This window comes from Arthrobacter sp. YAF34, from assembly GCF_052113245.1.
Lineage (GTDB): Bacteria > Actinomycetota > Actinomycetes > Actinomycetales > Micrococcaceae > Arthrobacter.
In genome coordinates this window covers 88,015-103,808 of sequence record NZ_JBFRCV010000011.1, presented here as the reverse complement: position 1 = coordinate 103,808, position 15,794 = coordinate 88,015, and the positions used below count along the sequence as shown (strand labels likewise).

Sequence of the window (15,794 nt, the reverse complement as noted above, 5' to 3'; positions counted from 1 at the left end):
AGGCCGGCCGCCGGCCGGGATGGATTCGCGGGATCAGATCCTGTGGTTTGTTGCCCGAGTTCGGGCTTAGCCCACGCGTTCCAGCGCAGCAGCGAGCCGGGTCGTGGAGCGGGCCGGGTGGTAAGGAACGCTCACGCAGCGGCCTCCCCAGCTCTCCACCAGCGGGGTTTCGGGCAGCTGCGTCGCGTCGTGGTCCCCGCCCTTTACCCAGATATCCGGGCGCAGTCGTTCAAGGCACCGCTCCGGGGTGTCCTCGTCGAACACGATGACGGCGTCAACGCTTTCGAGCGAAAGCAGCAGCTCGGACCTGTCCTGTTGGCCCATGATGGGTCGGGTTGCCCCCTTGATGCGGCGGGCCGAGGCATCGGAGTTCAGACAGACAATGAGGCAGTCGCCCAGGCGCCTGGCGGCGGCCAGCGTACGGGCGTGCCCGGCGTGCAGGAGATCGAAGCATCCACCTGTCGCAACCACTGTTCCGCCGTTTTCCCGCACCCGGCGGACGCAGGCCAGCGCCTCGGTCCCTTCCACCGGGAGGGGCAGCGGCGGTGGCGCCGACGCCAGTGCTGCGACGCCGCCTGCGGCCAGGAACGACGCGGCTTCCCGGACCGCTTGGCGGCAGGACAATTCGACGTCTTCTCCGGCCAGGAGGTGGACTGCCAGGCTGGACGCGAGCTTGTCGCCAGCACCACAGGCATCAGCTACCGCGGTCATCGGCGCCGGGAGATGAACAGGCGCCGGTGATGACTCGCGCACGAGCATCGCTCCCTGCTCGCCCTGCGTGATCAGGACCGCCCTGCTCCGCCAATGCCGCAGTAGCGTACCGGCAATCTCGCCTGTCCCTGTTCTCGCAGTCGGGGCCGGCTTTCCAGAGCTCACAGCTGCGGCGAAGCTGCAGGCCTCTGACTGGTTCGGCGTGACGACGGAGACGCCGGGCACGGGATCGGTTCCGGCCGGGTGGGGGTCCCAGATGACAGGGATGTTCGGGGCGAGGCGTCCGATCAATGCGCGCAGGGAAGGGTTCGAGGTCAGACCGCGGCCGTAATCTGCCACAACCAGGGCTTCCGCTCCCTTCAACGCGTGCAGCATTTCGGGCGTCATTTCGGGTACGGACCGCTCTTGGCAGCCCTCATCAAACCGGGCCACCGGGTGGCCTCCGGCCCGAAGCCGGGTCTTGACCGGGGTCGGCGCCCCTGAGGGTCCTGCGACGACGGTAATGCCGGACAGCTCGTGCAAGAGCCGGCGGCCGGGGTCGTCCTGGCCCAGTGCGGTCACGAGGCTCACGTGGTGTCCGTCGTTGGCGAGCATCCGGGCCACGAGTGCGGCGCCACCGGCTCTCGCTTTGACGGTCAAGACGTCGATGACGGGCACGGGGGCGTCCGGGCTGAGCCTGGTGGCCACGCCGTCAAGATCAACGTCGAGCAAAGCATCACCAACTACGACGATCTTCATGCCCGCACTCCTGCGCGGCCCAGTCGACGGATTTCGCTGTCGAATGCCCGGCACATGGCGTGCAGCGCAATCAGGTGACATTCCTGAACGTGGGGGGCGGGACCGTCAATGGCAATCGTTTCGTCGCAATTGAGTGAGAGCGGATTTGGTGACCGTCCGGTCAGGGCCCAGGTGGTGATTCCGGTCCGGGAGGCGACCTCTGCGGCCCGCAACAAATTGGGGCTCTTTCCGCTTGTGGACAGCAGCATCAAGACATCGCCGGGGCGGCCGTGCGCCCGGACCTGCCGCGCGTAGAGCTCCTCGAAACCGTAGTCGTTGGCGATGGCTGTCACAGCTGAGGTGTCGGCGTGCAGGGAGATGGCGGAGAAAGGGGCCCTTTCGTCTTGGAAACGCCCCAGGAGCTCGGCCGTGAGATGTTGGGCCTCCGCGGCGGAGCCGCCGTTTCCGGCGGCGAGCAGGCGGTGTCCGGCCTGTAATCTCTGGGCGAGATCCTCGCCCCAGGCAGCCACCCGCAGGGACTGCCCGCCCAACGATTCGAGTGCTGTCTGCACACTGCGCAGGTGGGCCCGGACTGCTGCGACCGGATCCTGAACGGTGCCAGTGTCTGCGCGTTCATCGCCGTCCGGGGCCTCTTGCGCCGTTCCTGTGCGGGGAACAAACGGGCCCCGGGGGTGCTCCCGGGTCAGGGGCCATTCGGCGGTCACGGCGCGGCTCCTTCCGCGGGTTCCAGCAGACCGCGGGCGCCGGCCAGCCGGGCTGCGGCTTTCGCGGTGAGGGTCTGCAGATAGGCCTTTTCGGTTTCGGCCGCTACTCGGTCCCAGCTGTAACGCGCCCGCGCGCGCTGCTGGCCGGCACGTCCAAGTTCCCGGCGCAGTCCGGGGTCGGCCAACAGTCGGGCGAGGGCTTCGGCGGTGGCCTGTGGATCCTGGGGCGGGACGAGCAGACCGGTTTCGTGATCCACCACCGTGTCCCTGAGGCCGCCCACAGCCGCAGCGACCACGGGGACGCCGCAGGCCATGGCTTCGAGCGGGACGATGCCGAACGGTTCATACCATGGGGTACAGACGACGGCATCAGCGCTGCGGAAGATTCCCGGCATGGCCTCGCGGCGCACTTGTCCGCGGATGGTGACATGCTGCCTGACGCCCAGTGCTGCAGCGATGGACAGCAGGCGGCGGGCCTCTGCATCGGACTCCACGGCGGTGGCATCACCGCCAACGATCAGGAGTTCGACGTCGTGGAATCCGGCGTCCCGGAGCAACGCCAACGACCGGATGGCCACGTCGACGCCTTTTCGTGGCACGAGGCGTCCGACGGACAGTATCCGGTATGTCCTCTCGTGCTCCTCGGCTGGCCCGGTAGCCTGGAAGAGGTCCAAGTCCACCCCGCACGGCGTGATCGAAATCCTCTCCTGCGGAACCCCCATCGCTTTCAACTCGAACGCTTCATCGGAGCAGGTCGCGATGATTCGGTCTGCCGCTTGCCCGACCGAAGGCTCCAACCACTGCCTCTCGACCGGGCTGGTGTCCGCGATGCCTTGGTGGCGGCGTTTTACGGTGCCCAGCGCGTGGAAAGTCTGGACAACCGGGATCTGGGACCTTCCTTGGGCCACTCGCCGGACCGCTTCGAGGGCCGCCAGACCCGACATCCAGAAGTGCCCATGCACCACGTCCGGAGGCCGCTTCTCCCAGTCGCGTGAAATTCCCTTCGCCAGCTTCCCCATAAACGGAAGGAGTTCGTCCTTGGGTATAAGGCGGGCCGGGCCGGCCGGGATGTGGACCACTTCCAGGCGCGGGAAGATCTGCACTCTGGCCGGGAGATCCTCCGAGTCCCGCCTGGTGTAGACGGTGACGTGGTGGCCGCGCCTGGCCAGCGCAGCGGAAAGGGCAGCCACGTGGACGTTCTGGCCGCCCGCGTCGACTCCGCCGAGGGCCGCCAGCGGGCTGGCATGTTCTGAAACCATCGAAACCTTCACTGGCTTTTCCTTTCTTGGGCTGGGATGAGTACCCGCCCGCTCCGGAACCTACGGTCGGTCAGGTCCTCGAGCAGGGCATCCCAGGCGCCGAGGAAAGCCGGGAGGCCATAGCGGTCCAACGCAAACTGACGGGCAAGGTCGCCGCGCCGCCGGGCTTCCTCCGGGTCATCAATGAGCAATCGGGCGGCTCGCGCGAGGTCGTCCACGCTGCTGGATATCGCGCCCGCCTCCGGTGGCACGGCGCGCGCCGCCTCAGTGGCCGCCAGCACCACGACGGGCATCCCGAGGTGCATGGCTTCGAGGAGGGAAAGCCCCAGCGAGGTCCAGCGCATGAGGTGGAGGTAGACCCGGCAACGGGACATTTCGCGGTGCAGGTCGCCGAGGGACAGATCGCCACGCACCACGATGCGCCGGGCCGGCAGGCCCAGCGCCGCGGGCAAACCGTCGCCGCCCAGGCCAAAGACCTGCACCGGGGCGGCTTCCGCGAAGCGGTCCAGGAGATCGGTGCCGGTGAACCGCCAGCGCCGTACCGGTTCGTTGATGACAGCGGCGAACTCCGGCAGCTCCCCGATATAGGCATGTCCGGGGTCAGGGATGCCATGTTCAATTACGACTGTCGGTGCGGAGCCGTTGTCCCAGAACAGTTGATTGAAATGTGTCACGTGGACCACCGGTATGGACTCCTGGTCGGCCAGCGGATGGACCGCGTTCGGCACATTGCCTTTGGGGGTGTTGTGTTCCACATAGGCCGCCGGAAGGTCCTTGCCCGGGCGTCGGCCCAGACACCGCGTCACCTCCGCTATCTCCTCCGGCCGTTGCAGCAGCACGGCATCCACGCTGTCCGCATTCAGCGTATCCAGCCGTACTTCACGCACGGAGGCCGGCCAGGGACGCCCGCCCCGGCCCAGGCCCCAAGGCCCATGGCCCGGCAGCACCGGCAGGAGGTACTCATGGGGGCCGCGAACGAATGCGTCGGTCCATGATCCATGTACGTGCCAAAGCAGGATTCTCACGGGTGACGTACCTTTCGTCGGGTGGACAGCGAGGACACCCCGCCAATCAGCCGTTCCACCGCATCCACGACTTGTTCCGGAGCCACCGTGGACAGGCAGGGATGGCCCGGGATGGGGCACTGCGTGGCCCGACTGAGTTTGCAGGGCGCGTTCTGATCCCCCAGGATTTCCAGGGGCACGCCATAGGGGGCCCACCGGATCGCGGGAACCACCGGGGAAAAAAGGCACGCCACCGGCGTGCCGAGTGCGGCGGCCAAGTGCGCCGGGCCCGTGTTTCCTGTGACCAGAACTTCGGCCGCGGCCACTACCCCGGCAAGGGTCTTCAGATCTGTCCGGCCGCCCAGGTCCAGTGCTGACGGGCCGGCGACCGTAGCCGTCAGCCCGGTTTCTCCCGGTCCTCCGGTCACCACCACGCGGTGACCTGCTCCTTCGAGCAGTTCCACTGCCGCTGCGTGGTGCAGCGGCGGCCAGGCCCGGGAGGGGGCGGAGGCTCCGGGGTGGACCACGACGTACGGTTCCTCTCCGACCAGGTGGCGGACATCGGGATAGTCCTGCACCCGGAGCTTGCCGGTATCCCCGGGGGGCAGGCTGAAGCCGGCGGCCTGGGCGATGCCGAGAGCGCGTTCGGCTTCGGGTTGGTCCTCGGGAAAATCCTCGCCGGGCCGCAGCCGGACGTCCAGCAGGCTGCCGGCATAGTCCACTGAGGCTCCGGTGATCCGTCCTACCCCGGCGAGCCGGAGCAACAAGGCCAGCGGCAAGGGCGACTGATGGAACGAGGTCAATATGACGGCCTCGGCGATCCTCGAGTTCCTGACGAACGACGTCAGGGTCTCGAGGTGGCGCTTTTCTACCCGGGGCGCAGGCTTCACGATCCACGGGCAGCTCCAGCTGAAGACTTCCGACAGGCCAGGCAGGAGGGAGGCGGCTTGTTCTCCGTCGGGGCCGCACAACATGACGACGTCGTTCGGGGCACCGCCATCCGGCCGCCGCCCGTGGGCGACAGCCCGGACCGCCGGACCGGCCAAGAGGACATCGCCGGCGCCATCCAGCCGGACCACCATGACGCGGCTCATGAGGCCGTCCGTCCGGAGGACGCGCGTGCCAAAAGGCTCACCGCGGAACGAAGATCCGCAGCAACCTCCGGTGCCGCGTCAACTTCCCCCGGCAGGGTCAGTGACGTGGGTACCATGACACCGCGGGCTCCCGCCGCGAGGGCAGCCTCAACGTCGGCCCCGATGTCGCCGATATAGGCCGCCTCGGCAGTCGCGATGCCCAGCCGGCGGCATGCACTGAGGATCATGCCGGGCGCCGGTTTCCGGCAGGCGCAACCGTCCCCGGGCCCGTGCGGGCATATCTCCCAGACGTCGAAGGGACCCAGGAGTTGCTCGATCCGAAGATTGACCGCAGCCACCTGGTCAGTGGTCAGGATCCCGCGGCCGATCCCTGACTGATTGCTCAGTACGCCGGTCGCGATGCCGATGGACCGGAGGGAGTGCAGCACCTCCCTGGCCTGCGGCATCGGATCCACCCGGGCGGGGTCGCCGTTGTACGGCACGTCACGGACAAGGGTGCCGTCCCGGTCGAACAGGACGGCCCTCAGCCGCGCTCCAGCGAAAGGTCCCATAATTGCCTTGTTCCCCGATGGCCCCTCGGCTAAACGCCCCGCAGGTCCGTCGCGGGACTAAACTCCGAAATCAGACAAACCGGGAAGGGCGGGCGCGATGGGCGGATCCGGGGACGATGGCAGGCCTGTGCTGGTGGCCCTGCGGGCGCTCAAGCTCGGCGATCTCCTGGTGGCGGTCCCGGCCCTGCACGCCCTGCGTCGCGCATACCCGCACCACCGCCTGCTGTATGCGGCACCAGGCTGGCTAGAGGACGCTGTCGCGCTGGTCGGCGGTTTCGAGTTGCTGCCGACCCAGGGGCTGGATGAGCCACTGGCCCTGACGCCCGGCGTCGTGGACGTCGCCGTGAACCTCCACGGTCGCGGACCCCAGAGCCAGCGCCGCATTGCGGCACTGCGGGCAAAGCACGTCATCAGCCACGCGCCTGACCTCGGCTCCGGTCCCATTGACGCTGCATCCTTCGATGCCGGGCCGGCGTGGGTGGAGGGCATTCACGAACGGGAGCGCTGGACGCGGCTGTTGCAATGGCACGGGATCGACGCCGATCCGCAGGATCTGCACCTGTCAGCCCCGGTCGTCCCCACCACGCAGCCGGGAGCCACGATCGTCCATGTGGGCGCCGCCTACGGCAGCCGTCTATGGCCGGCCGAGCGATTCGCCGAGGTCTCCGGACGGCTGCGGCAAGCCGGGCACACCGTGGTCTTCACCGGCAGCGAGACGGAGCGGGGCCGGGCCTTGGAAGTTGCCGCCGCGGCCGGGATCCAGGCCGATGCCGTCCTTGCCGGCCGCCAGCTCCTCCGGGAATTCGCGGCACTGATCGCCGACGCACGCCTGGTCATCTCGGCCGACACAGGCGCGGCCCACCTCGCATCAGCCTACGGACGGCCCTCCGTTGTACTCTTCGGTCCCGTAACGCCCGCGGAATGGGGTCCCCCGCCCGGCCCGCACATCGTGTTGACCAAGGCCGAACTGCGCCGCGGCGATGCCTTCGCCCGGGATCCGGATCCTGCGCTCTTGGGCGTCGCCGTTCATGATGTACTCGACGCTGTCCGTGACCTTGGGCGGCTCTGAGGCTCCCCTGCCGAGAGCCGCTGCTGCAGTTGCACGAGCACCCGTGACAGCCGGCGTGAGATTTGCATTTGCGACACGCCAAATCTCCTGCCCAACTCCGTCTGGGTCTCCCCGCAAAAATACCGCCGATATAAAAGCGTCCTCTCTTGGGCTGAGAGCTCCCCGATGGCCCGGCTCAGGCACATCAGCTCGTCGAGCCGCTCAAATCCCGGGTCCGCCGCCGCCGGTTCCGACGGGGGCGGCGCACCGCCGTCCCGGCTGTCGACAGCATCGAGCGAATCGGGGCGCATGCTGGACACGGCCGCCGCTGCCTCCACGACAGAGGAGATTGATACACCTAACTCCCCGGCCAGCTCCGCCGCGGTGGGACTTCTACCGAGGGTCTGTGCCAGGGCAGGCTCTGTGCGCAGCAGTTCAGCCCGGAGGGTCTGTATGCTCCGAGGAGGCCGGACCACCCAGCAACGGTCACGCAGATAGCGTTTCAGCTCCCCGGTAATGGTAGGGGCCGCAAAGCCCGGGAAGTTCGTGCCTCTGTGTTCATCGAATGCCCGGGCTGCCTTAACCAGCCCCAGATAGGCCACTTGGATCAGGTCTTCCCGCTCGTGGCCCCGGCCGGCAAATCGGGCCGCCAGAGACTCCGCAAGATCCAAGTAGTCAAGGACGAGCTGGCTCTCAAAAGCCTGCCGGATTTGCCCCCGAGGGGCCGAAATTTGCCTGGAATCAGCCATGTCAGTGTTCCTTTGAGCATGGGTTCTGGTCAAGCCCGTGACAGGACTTAGAAGCAGGAAACCATAAGCCTGCTTATAATTCAATGCCCCTTCGTTCTCGAAGCTTCCGAAGCACCCAAATCCGGGGCGGATTCCTTGACGGGAGCCTTCGGAAATCACTGGACTATTGCTAAGCATGCTGATAGGTGTGGTGCACGGGCGCTGTCCGAAAGACAGGCCTTCGTCCCAACCGGCCACAAGAGTCGCGCGCCGAACGCGGCGGCCGCATTGCACCGGTCCGGGGACTCCGGGAAGCCGGGAACAAAAGTTGAGGGCAGCTTCACAGGAGGATGACCGTGGTTGACCGGATCGCAGAGATTTGGGGTACGCGAACCGCCTACTCGAAAGACGGGCTATGGCCGGTGCGAGTGGACCAGGCGCTCGCTGAGGGCGTCGCCGAGGACGATATCGAGCAGTGGGTTCAGTCCGCCTGCGTCCTATGCAGCAACGGCTGCGCGTGTGACATTGCCGTGAAAGACGGCGCCATGGTGGGGATCCGCGGCCGTGCAAGTGATCTGGTCAATCATGGCCGCCTTGGGCCCAAGGGCCTGTTTGCCAGCTGGCAGGGGATGTCCCACAAAGACCGTCTCACCCGGCCTTTGATCCGCGAGAACGGCAAACTGGTCGAGTGCGACTGGGACACTGCGATGAACCGGATCACTGAACGCAGCCGGCAGCTCCTACGGGACAGGGGGCCCCTCAGCCACGGCTTCTATACCAGCGGGCAGCTGTTCCTGGAGGAGTACTACGCCCTGGCCGTCCTCGGAAAAGCCGGCATCGGCACACCCCACATGGACGGGAATACGCGTCTTTGCACGGCCACGGCGGCCGCGGCCTTGAAGGAGTCCTTCGGAGCCGACGGCCAGCCAGGGACGTATGCCGACATCGACAGTTGCGACGCGATTTTCCTCTATGGACACAACATGGCCGAAACCCAGACGGTGCTGTGGTCCCGGATGCTGGACCGCATCGCCGGTCCGGACCGGCCCAAGCTCGTCTGCGTCGACCCTCGCGAGACCGAGGTCGCCCGCTACGCCGACGTTCATCTCGCCGTCCGGCCAGGGACCAATCTCGCCCTGATGAACGCGCTTGTCCACGAGATCCTGGCGAACGGCTGGCTCGATGAGGAGTACGTGCATGCGCATACGCTCGGCCTGGAAGAACTGAGCGCCACGGTCGGGCCGTGGACGGCGGAAGCGGCCGCGGCGGTCTGCGACGTGAGCGCCGCCGACATCCGGGAAGCGGCCCGGATCTTCGGAACCTCGCCGCGGGTGCTCTCCACAGTCCTCCAAGGCTTCTACCAGTCGACGCAGGCAACTGCCGCCTCCTGCCAGGTCAACAACCTGCACCTGCTGCGCGGGCTGCTGGGCCGGCCCGGCTGCGGAATCCTGCAGATGAACGGCCAGCCCACGGCCCAGAATAACCGGGAATGCGGGGCCGACGGCGACCTCCCGGGCTTCCGGAACTGGGAAAACCCGGCCCACATCGCGGAACTCGCGGCGCTGTGGGATGTGGACCCGTTGACCATCCCGCACTGGGCGCCGCCGACCCACGCGATGCAGATCTTCCGGTACGCCGAGCAGGGATCGATCGAATTCATCTGGATCTCGGCCACTAACCCGGCGGTGTCCATGCCCGAACTCCCCCGGATCCGGGACATCCTCGCCAAACCCGACCTCTTTCTGGTGGTTCAGGACCTCTACCTGACCGAGACGGCGCAGGCTGCCGACGTCGTGCTCCCCGCGGCGGGGTGGGGTGAAAAGACTGGGACCTTCACGAACGCCGACCGGACTGTCCACCTTTCGGACAAAGCTGTCGAGCCGCCCGGGGAGGCCCGCAGCGATCTGGCCATCTTCCTCGATTACGCCCGCCGAATGGGCTTCACCACGCTCGGTGGCGAAGCACTTTTGCCTTGGACCGGCCCAGAGGACGCCTTCGAAGCGTGGAAAGAGTGTTCCCGGGGCCGTCCCTGCGACTACACCGGGATCACCTATGACAGGCTCCGCGGCAGCAGCGGCATCCAGTGGCCCTGCAACGACGAGAACCCGGTCGGGAGGGAACGGCTCTACGGGGACGGGCTCTTCCCGACGGATCCGGAGTATTGCGAAAGCTACGGCCACGACCTGTTGACCGGCGCCACGGTCGGGGCGGAGCCATTCCGGGCCCGCGCTCCGGGCGGCCGCGCCATCCTGAAGGCCGCTGACTATCACCCTCCGCACGAGGAGCCCGACGGACAGTACCCGTTCCGGTACACGACCGGCCGGACCGCCTACCACTTCCACACCCGGACCAAGACCGGAAGATCCCGGCCCCTGACCCGCGCCGCACCGAGCGCCTGGGTGGAGCTGGGGCCGGACGACGCCGAACGGCTCGGAATTCGGGAGGGAGACCTGGTCCGGGTGACGTCGCGGCGGGGCCGGATCGAGGTCCCGGCCCGCATCAGCGACATCCGAAGCGGAACAGTCTTCGCACCGTTCCACTATGGCTACTGGGACCGCAGCGGGGTGCCCGGGGAACACCCGACGGCCGCCAACGAACTCACCATCACCGAATGGGATCCGGTGTCAAAACAGCCCGTCTTCAAGAATGCCGCGGTACAGGTGGAGAAGATCGGTGATGCCGCCGGGCCCGCCCCGGCGCCCACGACAACAGCTTCGCGCCCCGCCGCGGCGGGGGAACTCACGCCGGCGCGGCCGACCGTCGGAGGCACGGACGCCGCAGCCACCGAACACATCAGCGCCGCCCCGCCGCCCCGCTTCCCGGAGGCAATCCGGCACGGCGGACAGGACGGCACGCCATGAACCTGAACATCTATCTGGGCATGCTCCACAAGGCCGAACAGACACTCTCAGAATCCTTCCGCCAGGTGGCGGAAGGACACGGCGCCGAGCCCGACGTGCATTTCCTCTGCCAGACACTGGCAACCCAGTGCGACGAGCACAGCCGCCTGCTGCTCCCCGTCGTCCAGCGTTACGGCGAAGTTCGCTCGGACAGCGAACCCGAACGGCTTCACGCCGAGGGGCTGTCAACGACGCGGCAGGGCCCGGTGGGGCTACTCCGCGACCTGCAGGACCTTTACCTGCTGGCGAGCCTCGTGGACGTGACCTGGGCCATGGTTAAACAGGCCGGCTCGGCCCTCCGCGACCGTGAACTGCTCGACGTCGTCTCCCGCTGTGACGGCGAGACCGCCGTTCAGCTGCGCTGGCTGGAAACCCGGATGAAACAGGCAGCCCCGCAGGCCCTCATCGTGGCAAACTGAACGTCTACCCAGCTCATCATGGAAGGCAGCCCCCATGCCCATGACGCCGTCCCTGCTGAAGAGGCTCACATCCCGTCGCAGTGCACTGGGGCCCGCTGTTTACGCTGCACTGCTTTCGCTCGTTGTCCTCGCTCTGGCCGGCGCGGCCGGGTTGGCACTGCACCTCCCTTGGCTTTTTCCCAGCCTGGGTCCGACGGTGATGCTGTTCTTCGAGTCCCCGGAACAGCCCTCCTCCCGGCCGGTCAACACGCTGGTCGGACACCTCACGGGCTTGGTGACGGGCATCCTCTGCCTGTACGCCTTCGGACTCCAGGGCAGCCCGCCGGCCCCGGTCGGCGGGCTCACCGTACCCTATGTGGCCGCCGGGGCCCTTTCCGTAGCGCTCACCACGTTGGTGCTGACCTGGCTTCGAACACCGCACCCTCCTGCCGGCGCGACAACGCTCATCGTCAGCCTGGGCATCCTGACGAGTCCTCCGCAGCTGCTGTCCATGGCAGGGGCCGTCCTCCTCGTCACCGCCGCGGGATGGGGCCTGAATGTGCTCCTAGGTACTAAGCCGGCAACTACGGACTGACCTCCGCACGGCCAGCACCCGCATAACCGCCCCGGGCACGTTCCGCATCATGTCCGGTGGTAGGGCGGCCCGGGTCGGGTCAGCGGGTACGTCCAAATCTTCAGGGGCTCGGCGCCGGTCGTCTAGGCCGCAGCTGGGTCTAGGGCACCGCTAATGAGTTCGTGGGCGTGTGCCTCGGCCAAAGGCGCGGCCAGACGGTGCACGAACTGAAACGTCCTGCGGACTGCAGGGCCGTGCCACTCCGGGGGCAGATAGTCGGCGGGCAAGTTCGGGTCGCGGTACGGGAAGCGCCGCCACATGGTCAGCATGGGAATGTAGTAGCGGAAGGCATCGCGCCGCAGTTCTTCCGTGGATCCCGCGAGCGCGGCCTCGGGGTCATCTCCCACAAGTTCAGACCATTGCTGCTCCGCGCCTTGATAGACCTGAAGGAACTCGATGAATTGCTCGTCGAGTTCCTTCAGGTCCCACCATTCAGAGATCTTGGGCCGCATGGGGCCGTCAAAAATGTAGTCGCTGCGAAACAGATCCACGAACTGGATGAGTCCGCTTGCGGTAAGGCGTTCCTTGGCTTGTTCCAACTTCCTCGCGGGAGCGATCCAGACGCCCGAGGACACCGAGCCGAACCCCAGCCCGGACAGCTCCGAGCGCAGCTGGTGCCGGCGGTTACGCATGGCCTCAGGTACTGAGAAGACCGCCAGGACCCACGTGTCCACGGGAGCCGGCTGCTCCGGCGCGAAGATTCTCCGGTCTCCTTCCCGGAAGACGTCGCTTATCGATTCCGAGATCTTGTACTTCGCAACGCCGCCCTCACGAACGCTCTTGAGGACACCCTTGGCTTTGAGCCTCGACACCGATGACCTGACACCTGGCGCGTCGTAGCCGAGCGTCCCCAGCATGGAAATCAGCGCGGAGACCGGCAGCGCGTCCCCAACGTCCCGACCATACAGACCGAAAATGGTGACGATGAGTTGCTGGTGGCGAACCGGGGGTGCCGGGACGGCTAGCATTGACGGATCCTCATTTCCGCGCCACAAGTCACGGCGCCATTTTTGTTCATCATAGGGCTGGGACCCGTCCCATCCGTTGATGATCAGGTCCGGGGCGGAGCTCACTTGAGGCCGCCTGGTCCCGAAATGAATACCAAGGCCGGTCCGTCATGCCGCGCTAGGGCCCCGCAAAACTTGGACAAAATGCTCTGGCCAGGGCTGCGCAGCAGTGGCGCCAGCGGGAACGTGCGCAGTGGTGACCGTACCAAAAGCCGCCACAGCTCCGCTGTCCGAGGAACCGTCGTCGAGAGTATGGCGATCGGTGCCGTCCCGGCCGGGTGTGCCGCCTGCCTCGCCCCGAACCTCGAACGCCATGGTCAGCGAGGTTCGGCCGAGCGCGTGGATTCTCACCGTTGCGGTGACGCGCTGGCCGAACCACAGCTTGGCCTTGTAATTGACCACTTGCTGGACGCGGGGTGCAACCGGGAAGTAGTCCGTCAAGTGCAGGTTCCGGAACAGCTCTGCCTCGGCAGCCTCAACCCAGCGCAGGACGGCCGAATTGTGCTGATGGCCGGAGGCGTCGGTGTCCACCCATTCCACCGTGCGGTAGATGGTTGCCTGCGGATATCCCCGAGAGTCGCGCGTCTCACTGTGATCCATGATTCTCCTAGCGGACGGCTACTTGACCAGCACCGACGCCGCGGCGGGCGCGGGCGTCCAGCGCAAGTGGGTCTTGGCTTCTTCAGCCTCCGGTTCCCGCAGCAGGGACAGGCGCGGACGTACGGCGTCGGTGCGAGAGCTCGGAGGCTTGCGGCGTCCGGCGCGGAACTGCGGAATCCACTGCGCGCCGGGGCCCTGGTATTCCTGTTCAGCGGCGGCGTGCAGGGTCCACTGGGGGTCGTACAGGTGAGTGCGGCCCAGTGCGATGAGGTCTGCCCGGCCGGCGAGGAGAATGGAGTTCACGTCGTCGTAGCTGGAGATGGCGCCCACGGCAATCACCGCCACGCCTGCGGGTGCGGCGACTTCCTGCCGGATCCGGTCAGCGAACGGCGTCTGGTAGCTGCGTCCGTAGGCGGGCTTCTCTTCCTTTGCCACCTGGCCCGTAGAGATATCCAGACCGGCAGCGCCGTGGGTGACGAAGGCGCGGGCGATCTCCACCGAATCGTCGGAGGTATTACCGCCCTCGATCCAGTCAGTCGCCGAGATGCGCACTGTCACAGGCTTGGCTGCGGGCCAGGCCGCGCGAACGGCGTCGAACACTTCAAGCGGGAACCGCAGGCGGTTCTCCAGGCTGCCGCCGTATTCGTCTGTCCGGCGGTTGGAAACCGGCGAAAGGAAAGAAGAGAGCAGGTAGCCGTGGGCGGCGTGGATCTCGAGGAGGTCGAAACCTGCCTGCTCAGCCCGGAGCGTCGCGGCGACGAACTCTTCCTTGATGGCTTGCATGCCGGCACGATCGAGTTCCACGGGGGTCTGGCTGCCTGGACCGTAGGGCAGCGCCGAGGGGCCCACTGCCTGCCAGTTGCCGGACTCCAGGGGCTCGTCGATGCCCTCCCACATGAGCTTGGTGGACGCCTTGCGGCCGGAATGGCCAAGCTGGGCGCAGATCTTCGCGGTGGAGCGGGTGTGGACGAAGTCCACGATTTCCTTCCAGCTGTCGCGCTGGCTGTCCGTGTAGAGGCCGCTGCAGCCGGGGGTGATGCGGCCCGCCTCAGACACGCAGACCATCTCGGTCATGACCAGGCCGGCTCCGCCAAGCGCCTTGGAACCGAGGTGGACCTTGTGGAAGTCGCCCGGGATGCCGTCGACGGCGGCGTACATGTCCATGGGCGAGACCACGATCCGGTTCTTCACTTCCAGCTCACCGACGCGGAACGGCTGGAACATGGCCGGGGCGGTGTGTGCAAGGCCGTGGGCATCTGCGAAGTTGCGGTCCACGGCCTCTGCGAACTCCGGGTCGCGGAGGCGCAGGTTTTCCTGGGTGATGCGCCGGCTGCGGGTCAGCAGGTTGAAGGCGAACTGCGTGGGGTCCTGGTCCTTGTACTGGCCGATGCGCTCGAACCACTCCAAGGAGGCCTGGGCGGCGCGCTGGGTGGACGCCACCACGGGCCGGCGCTCGGCCTCATAGGCGGACAGCGCGGATTCGACGTCCGGGTGTTCGTGGAGGCAAGCCGCCAGGGCGAGGGAATCTTCCATGGCCAGCTTGGTGCCGGAACCGATGGAGAAGTGCGCGGTGTGGGCGGCATCGCCCACGAGCACCACGTTGTTATGGCGCCAGCTCTGGTTGCGCACGGTGTTGAAGTTGAGCCATTTGGAGTTGTTGGACAGGACTTCGTGGCCGTCCAATTCCTGGGCAAAGATCGAACGGATTTTGGCGATGGCCTTTTCGTCGGATACGCCGGGAGGGAAGACTTCGTTGGCGGTCTCGTCGAAGCCAGCCGCGCGCCACACGTCCTCGTGCATTTCGACGATGAACGTGGAGCCCTCATCCGAGTACGGGTAGCCGTGGACCTGCATGACGCCCCACTCGGTTTCCTTCACGAAGAACTTGAAGGCTTCGAACACCTGATCCGTACCGAGCCACATGTATTTGTTGGTGCGCGGGTCCAGGTCGGGTCCGAAGGAGTCGGCGTACTTGGCACGGATCTGCGAGTTTACGCCGTCTGCGGCGAGCACGAGATCGTAGTTGGCTTCGAGTTCCTCGATGGCCGGTGCGATCGTCTGGAAGCGCAGGTCCACGTTGAGCTCGGCGCAGCGGCGCTGGAGCAGCTCGAGCAGTTCCTTGCGGCTCATGGCCGCGAAGCCCTGGCCACCCACGGTGATCATTTCTCCGCCGAAGTGGATGTCGATATCGGACCAGCGGGCGAACCGGCGGCTCATGTAGTCCGCCACCACGGCGTCGGCGTTCCCGATGCCGCCAAGCGTCTCATCGGAAAATACGACGCCGAAACCAAAGGTGTCGCTTGCGGCGTTCCGCTCCCAAAGGGTGATGTCGTGCGACGGGTCCAGCTGCTTCATCAGTGCCGCGAAGTAAAGGCCACCGGGGCCACCTCCAACGATTGCGATCTTCATGGTTGTGCT

14 protein-coding genes are annotated in these 15,794 nt (G+C 66.7%); 4 read left to right on the top strand and 10 right to left on the bottom strand.

Annotated features, from left to right (window positions below):
* Positions 1-66: 66 nt before the first annotated feature.
* From AB4Y72_RS14545 to AB4Y72_RS14520, 6 genes are read right to left on the bottom strand one after another with little or no spacing between them, the layout of a single operon-like run.
* Entirely contained in the window at positions 67-1,449 is a 1,383-nt protein-coding gene (locus AB4Y72_RS14545; RefSeq protein WP_441426865.1) for a PfkB family carbohydrate kinase, read from the bottom strand.
* A complete protein-coding gene (locus tag AB4Y72_RS14540) occupies positions 1,446-2,153 on the bottom strand; it encodes a D-sedoheptulose-7-phosphate isomerase (protein ID WP_441426864.1) in 708 nt (235 codons plus the stop codon). The genes AB4Y72_RS14545 and AB4Y72_RS14540 overlap by 4 nt, the downstream gene beginning before the upstream one ends.
* Positions 2,150-3,424, bottom strand: a complete 1,275-nt coding sequence (locus AB4Y72_RS14535) for a glycosyltransferase (RefSeq protein ID WP_441426863.1) — start codon at positions 3,422-3,424, stop codon at positions 2,150-2,152. The genes AB4Y72_RS14540 and AB4Y72_RS14535 overlap by 4 nt, the downstream gene beginning before the upstream one ends.
* Positions 3,421-4,437, bottom strand: a complete 1,017-nt coding sequence (locus AB4Y72_RS14530) for a glycosyltransferase (RefSeq protein WP_441426862.1) — start codon at positions 4,435-4,437, stop codon at positions 3,421-3,423. Before AB4Y72_RS14530 ends, AB4Y72_RS14535 begins: the two co-directional genes overlap by 4 nt.
* Entirely contained in the window at positions 4,434-5,510 is a 1,077-nt protein-coding gene (locus tag AB4Y72_RS14525) for a glycosyltransferase family 9 protein (RefSeq protein WP_441426861.1), read from the bottom strand. The genes AB4Y72_RS14530 and AB4Y72_RS14525 overlap by 4 nt, the downstream gene beginning before the upstream one ends.
* Positions 5,507-6,061 (bottom strand): D-glycero-alpha-D-manno-heptose-1,7-bisphosphate 7-phosphatase, encoded by a 555-nt coding sequence (locus AB4Y72_RS14520; RefSeq protein WP_441426860.1) that lies wholly within the window; start codon positions 6,059-6,061, stop codon positions 5,507-5,509. Before AB4Y72_RS14520 ends, AB4Y72_RS14525 begins: the two co-directional genes overlap by 4 nt.
* A gap of 97 nt (positions 6,062-6,158) precedes the next feature.
* On the opposite strand from AB4Y72_RS14520, the gene AB4Y72_RS14515 reads away from it, so the two are divergent.
* The gene (locus AB4Y72_RS14515) at positions 6,159-7,130 is read left to right on the top strand and encodes a glycosyltransferase family 9 protein (RefSeq protein WP_441426859.1); all 972 of its coding nucleotides are present in this window, start codon (positions 6,159-6,161) and stop codon (positions 7,128-7,130) included.
* Here the strand turns inward: AB4Y72_RS14515 and AB4Y72_RS14510 are convergent.
* Positions 7,088-7,858 carry a sigma-70 family RNA polymerase sigma factor gene (locus AB4Y72_RS14510; protein ID WP_441426858.1) on the bottom strand — a complete coding sequence of 257 codons (771 nt, stop codon included), beginning with the start codon at positions 7,856-7,858 and terminating at the stop codon, positions 7,088-7,090. The two genes, AB4Y72_RS14515 and AB4Y72_RS14510, sit on opposite strands and share 43 nt — an antisense overlap.
* Before the next feature lie 329 nt (positions 7,859-8,187).
* Here AB4Y72_RS14510 and AB4Y72_RS14505 point away from each other — a divergent pair, with 329 nt between their 5' ends.
* From AB4Y72_RS14505 to AB4Y72_RS14495, 3 genes are read left to right on the top strand one after another with little or no spacing between them, the layout of a single operon-like run.
* Complete coding sequence (locus AB4Y72_RS14505) at positions 8,188-10,698, top strand: molybdopterin oxidoreductase family protein (RefSeq protein ID WP_441426857.1); 2,511 nt, start codon at positions 8,188-8,190, stop codon at positions 10,696-10,698.
* Entirely contained in the window at positions 10,695-11,156 is a 462-nt protein-coding gene (locus tag AB4Y72_RS14500) for a hypothetical protein (RefSeq protein WP_441426856.1), read from the top strand. The genes AB4Y72_RS14505 and AB4Y72_RS14500 overlap by 4 nt, the downstream gene beginning before the upstream one ends.
* 34 nt (positions 11,157-11,190) lie before the next feature.
* A complete protein-coding gene (locus AB4Y72_RS14495; protein WP_441426855.1) occupies positions 11,191-11,730 on the top strand; it encodes an HPP family protein in 540 nt (179 codons plus the stop codon).
* A gap of 122 nt (positions 11,731-11,852) precedes the next feature.
* Here the strand turns inward: AB4Y72_RS14495 and AB4Y72_RS14490 are convergent, their stop codons facing one another.
* The 3 genes from AB4Y72_RS14490 to AB4Y72_RS14480 all read right to left on the bottom strand — a co-directional run bounded on the left by AB4Y72_RS14490 (position 11,853) and on the right by AB4Y72_RS14480 (position 15,785).
* The gene (locus AB4Y72_RS14490) at positions 11,853-12,737 is read right to left on the bottom strand and encodes a PaaX family transcriptional regulator (RefSeq protein ID WP_441426854.1); all 885 of its coding nucleotides are present in this window, start codon (positions 12,735-12,737) and stop codon (positions 11,853-11,855) included.
* A gap of 147 nt (positions 12,738-12,884) precedes the next feature.
* Positions 12,885-13,376, bottom strand: a complete 492-nt coding sequence (locus AB4Y72_RS14485; protein WP_441426853.1) for an acyl-CoA thioesterase — start codon at positions 13,374-13,376, stop codon at positions 12,885-12,887.
* Between the two features lie 18 nt (positions 13,377-13,394).
* Positions 13,395-15,785 (bottom strand): bifunctional salicylyl-CoA 5-hydroxylase/oxidoreductase, encoded by a 2,391-nt coding sequence (locus AB4Y72_RS14480; protein WP_441426852.1) that lies wholly within the window; start codon positions 15,783-15,785, stop codon positions 13,395-13,397.
* Positions 15,786-15,794 lie beyond the last annotated feature (9 nt).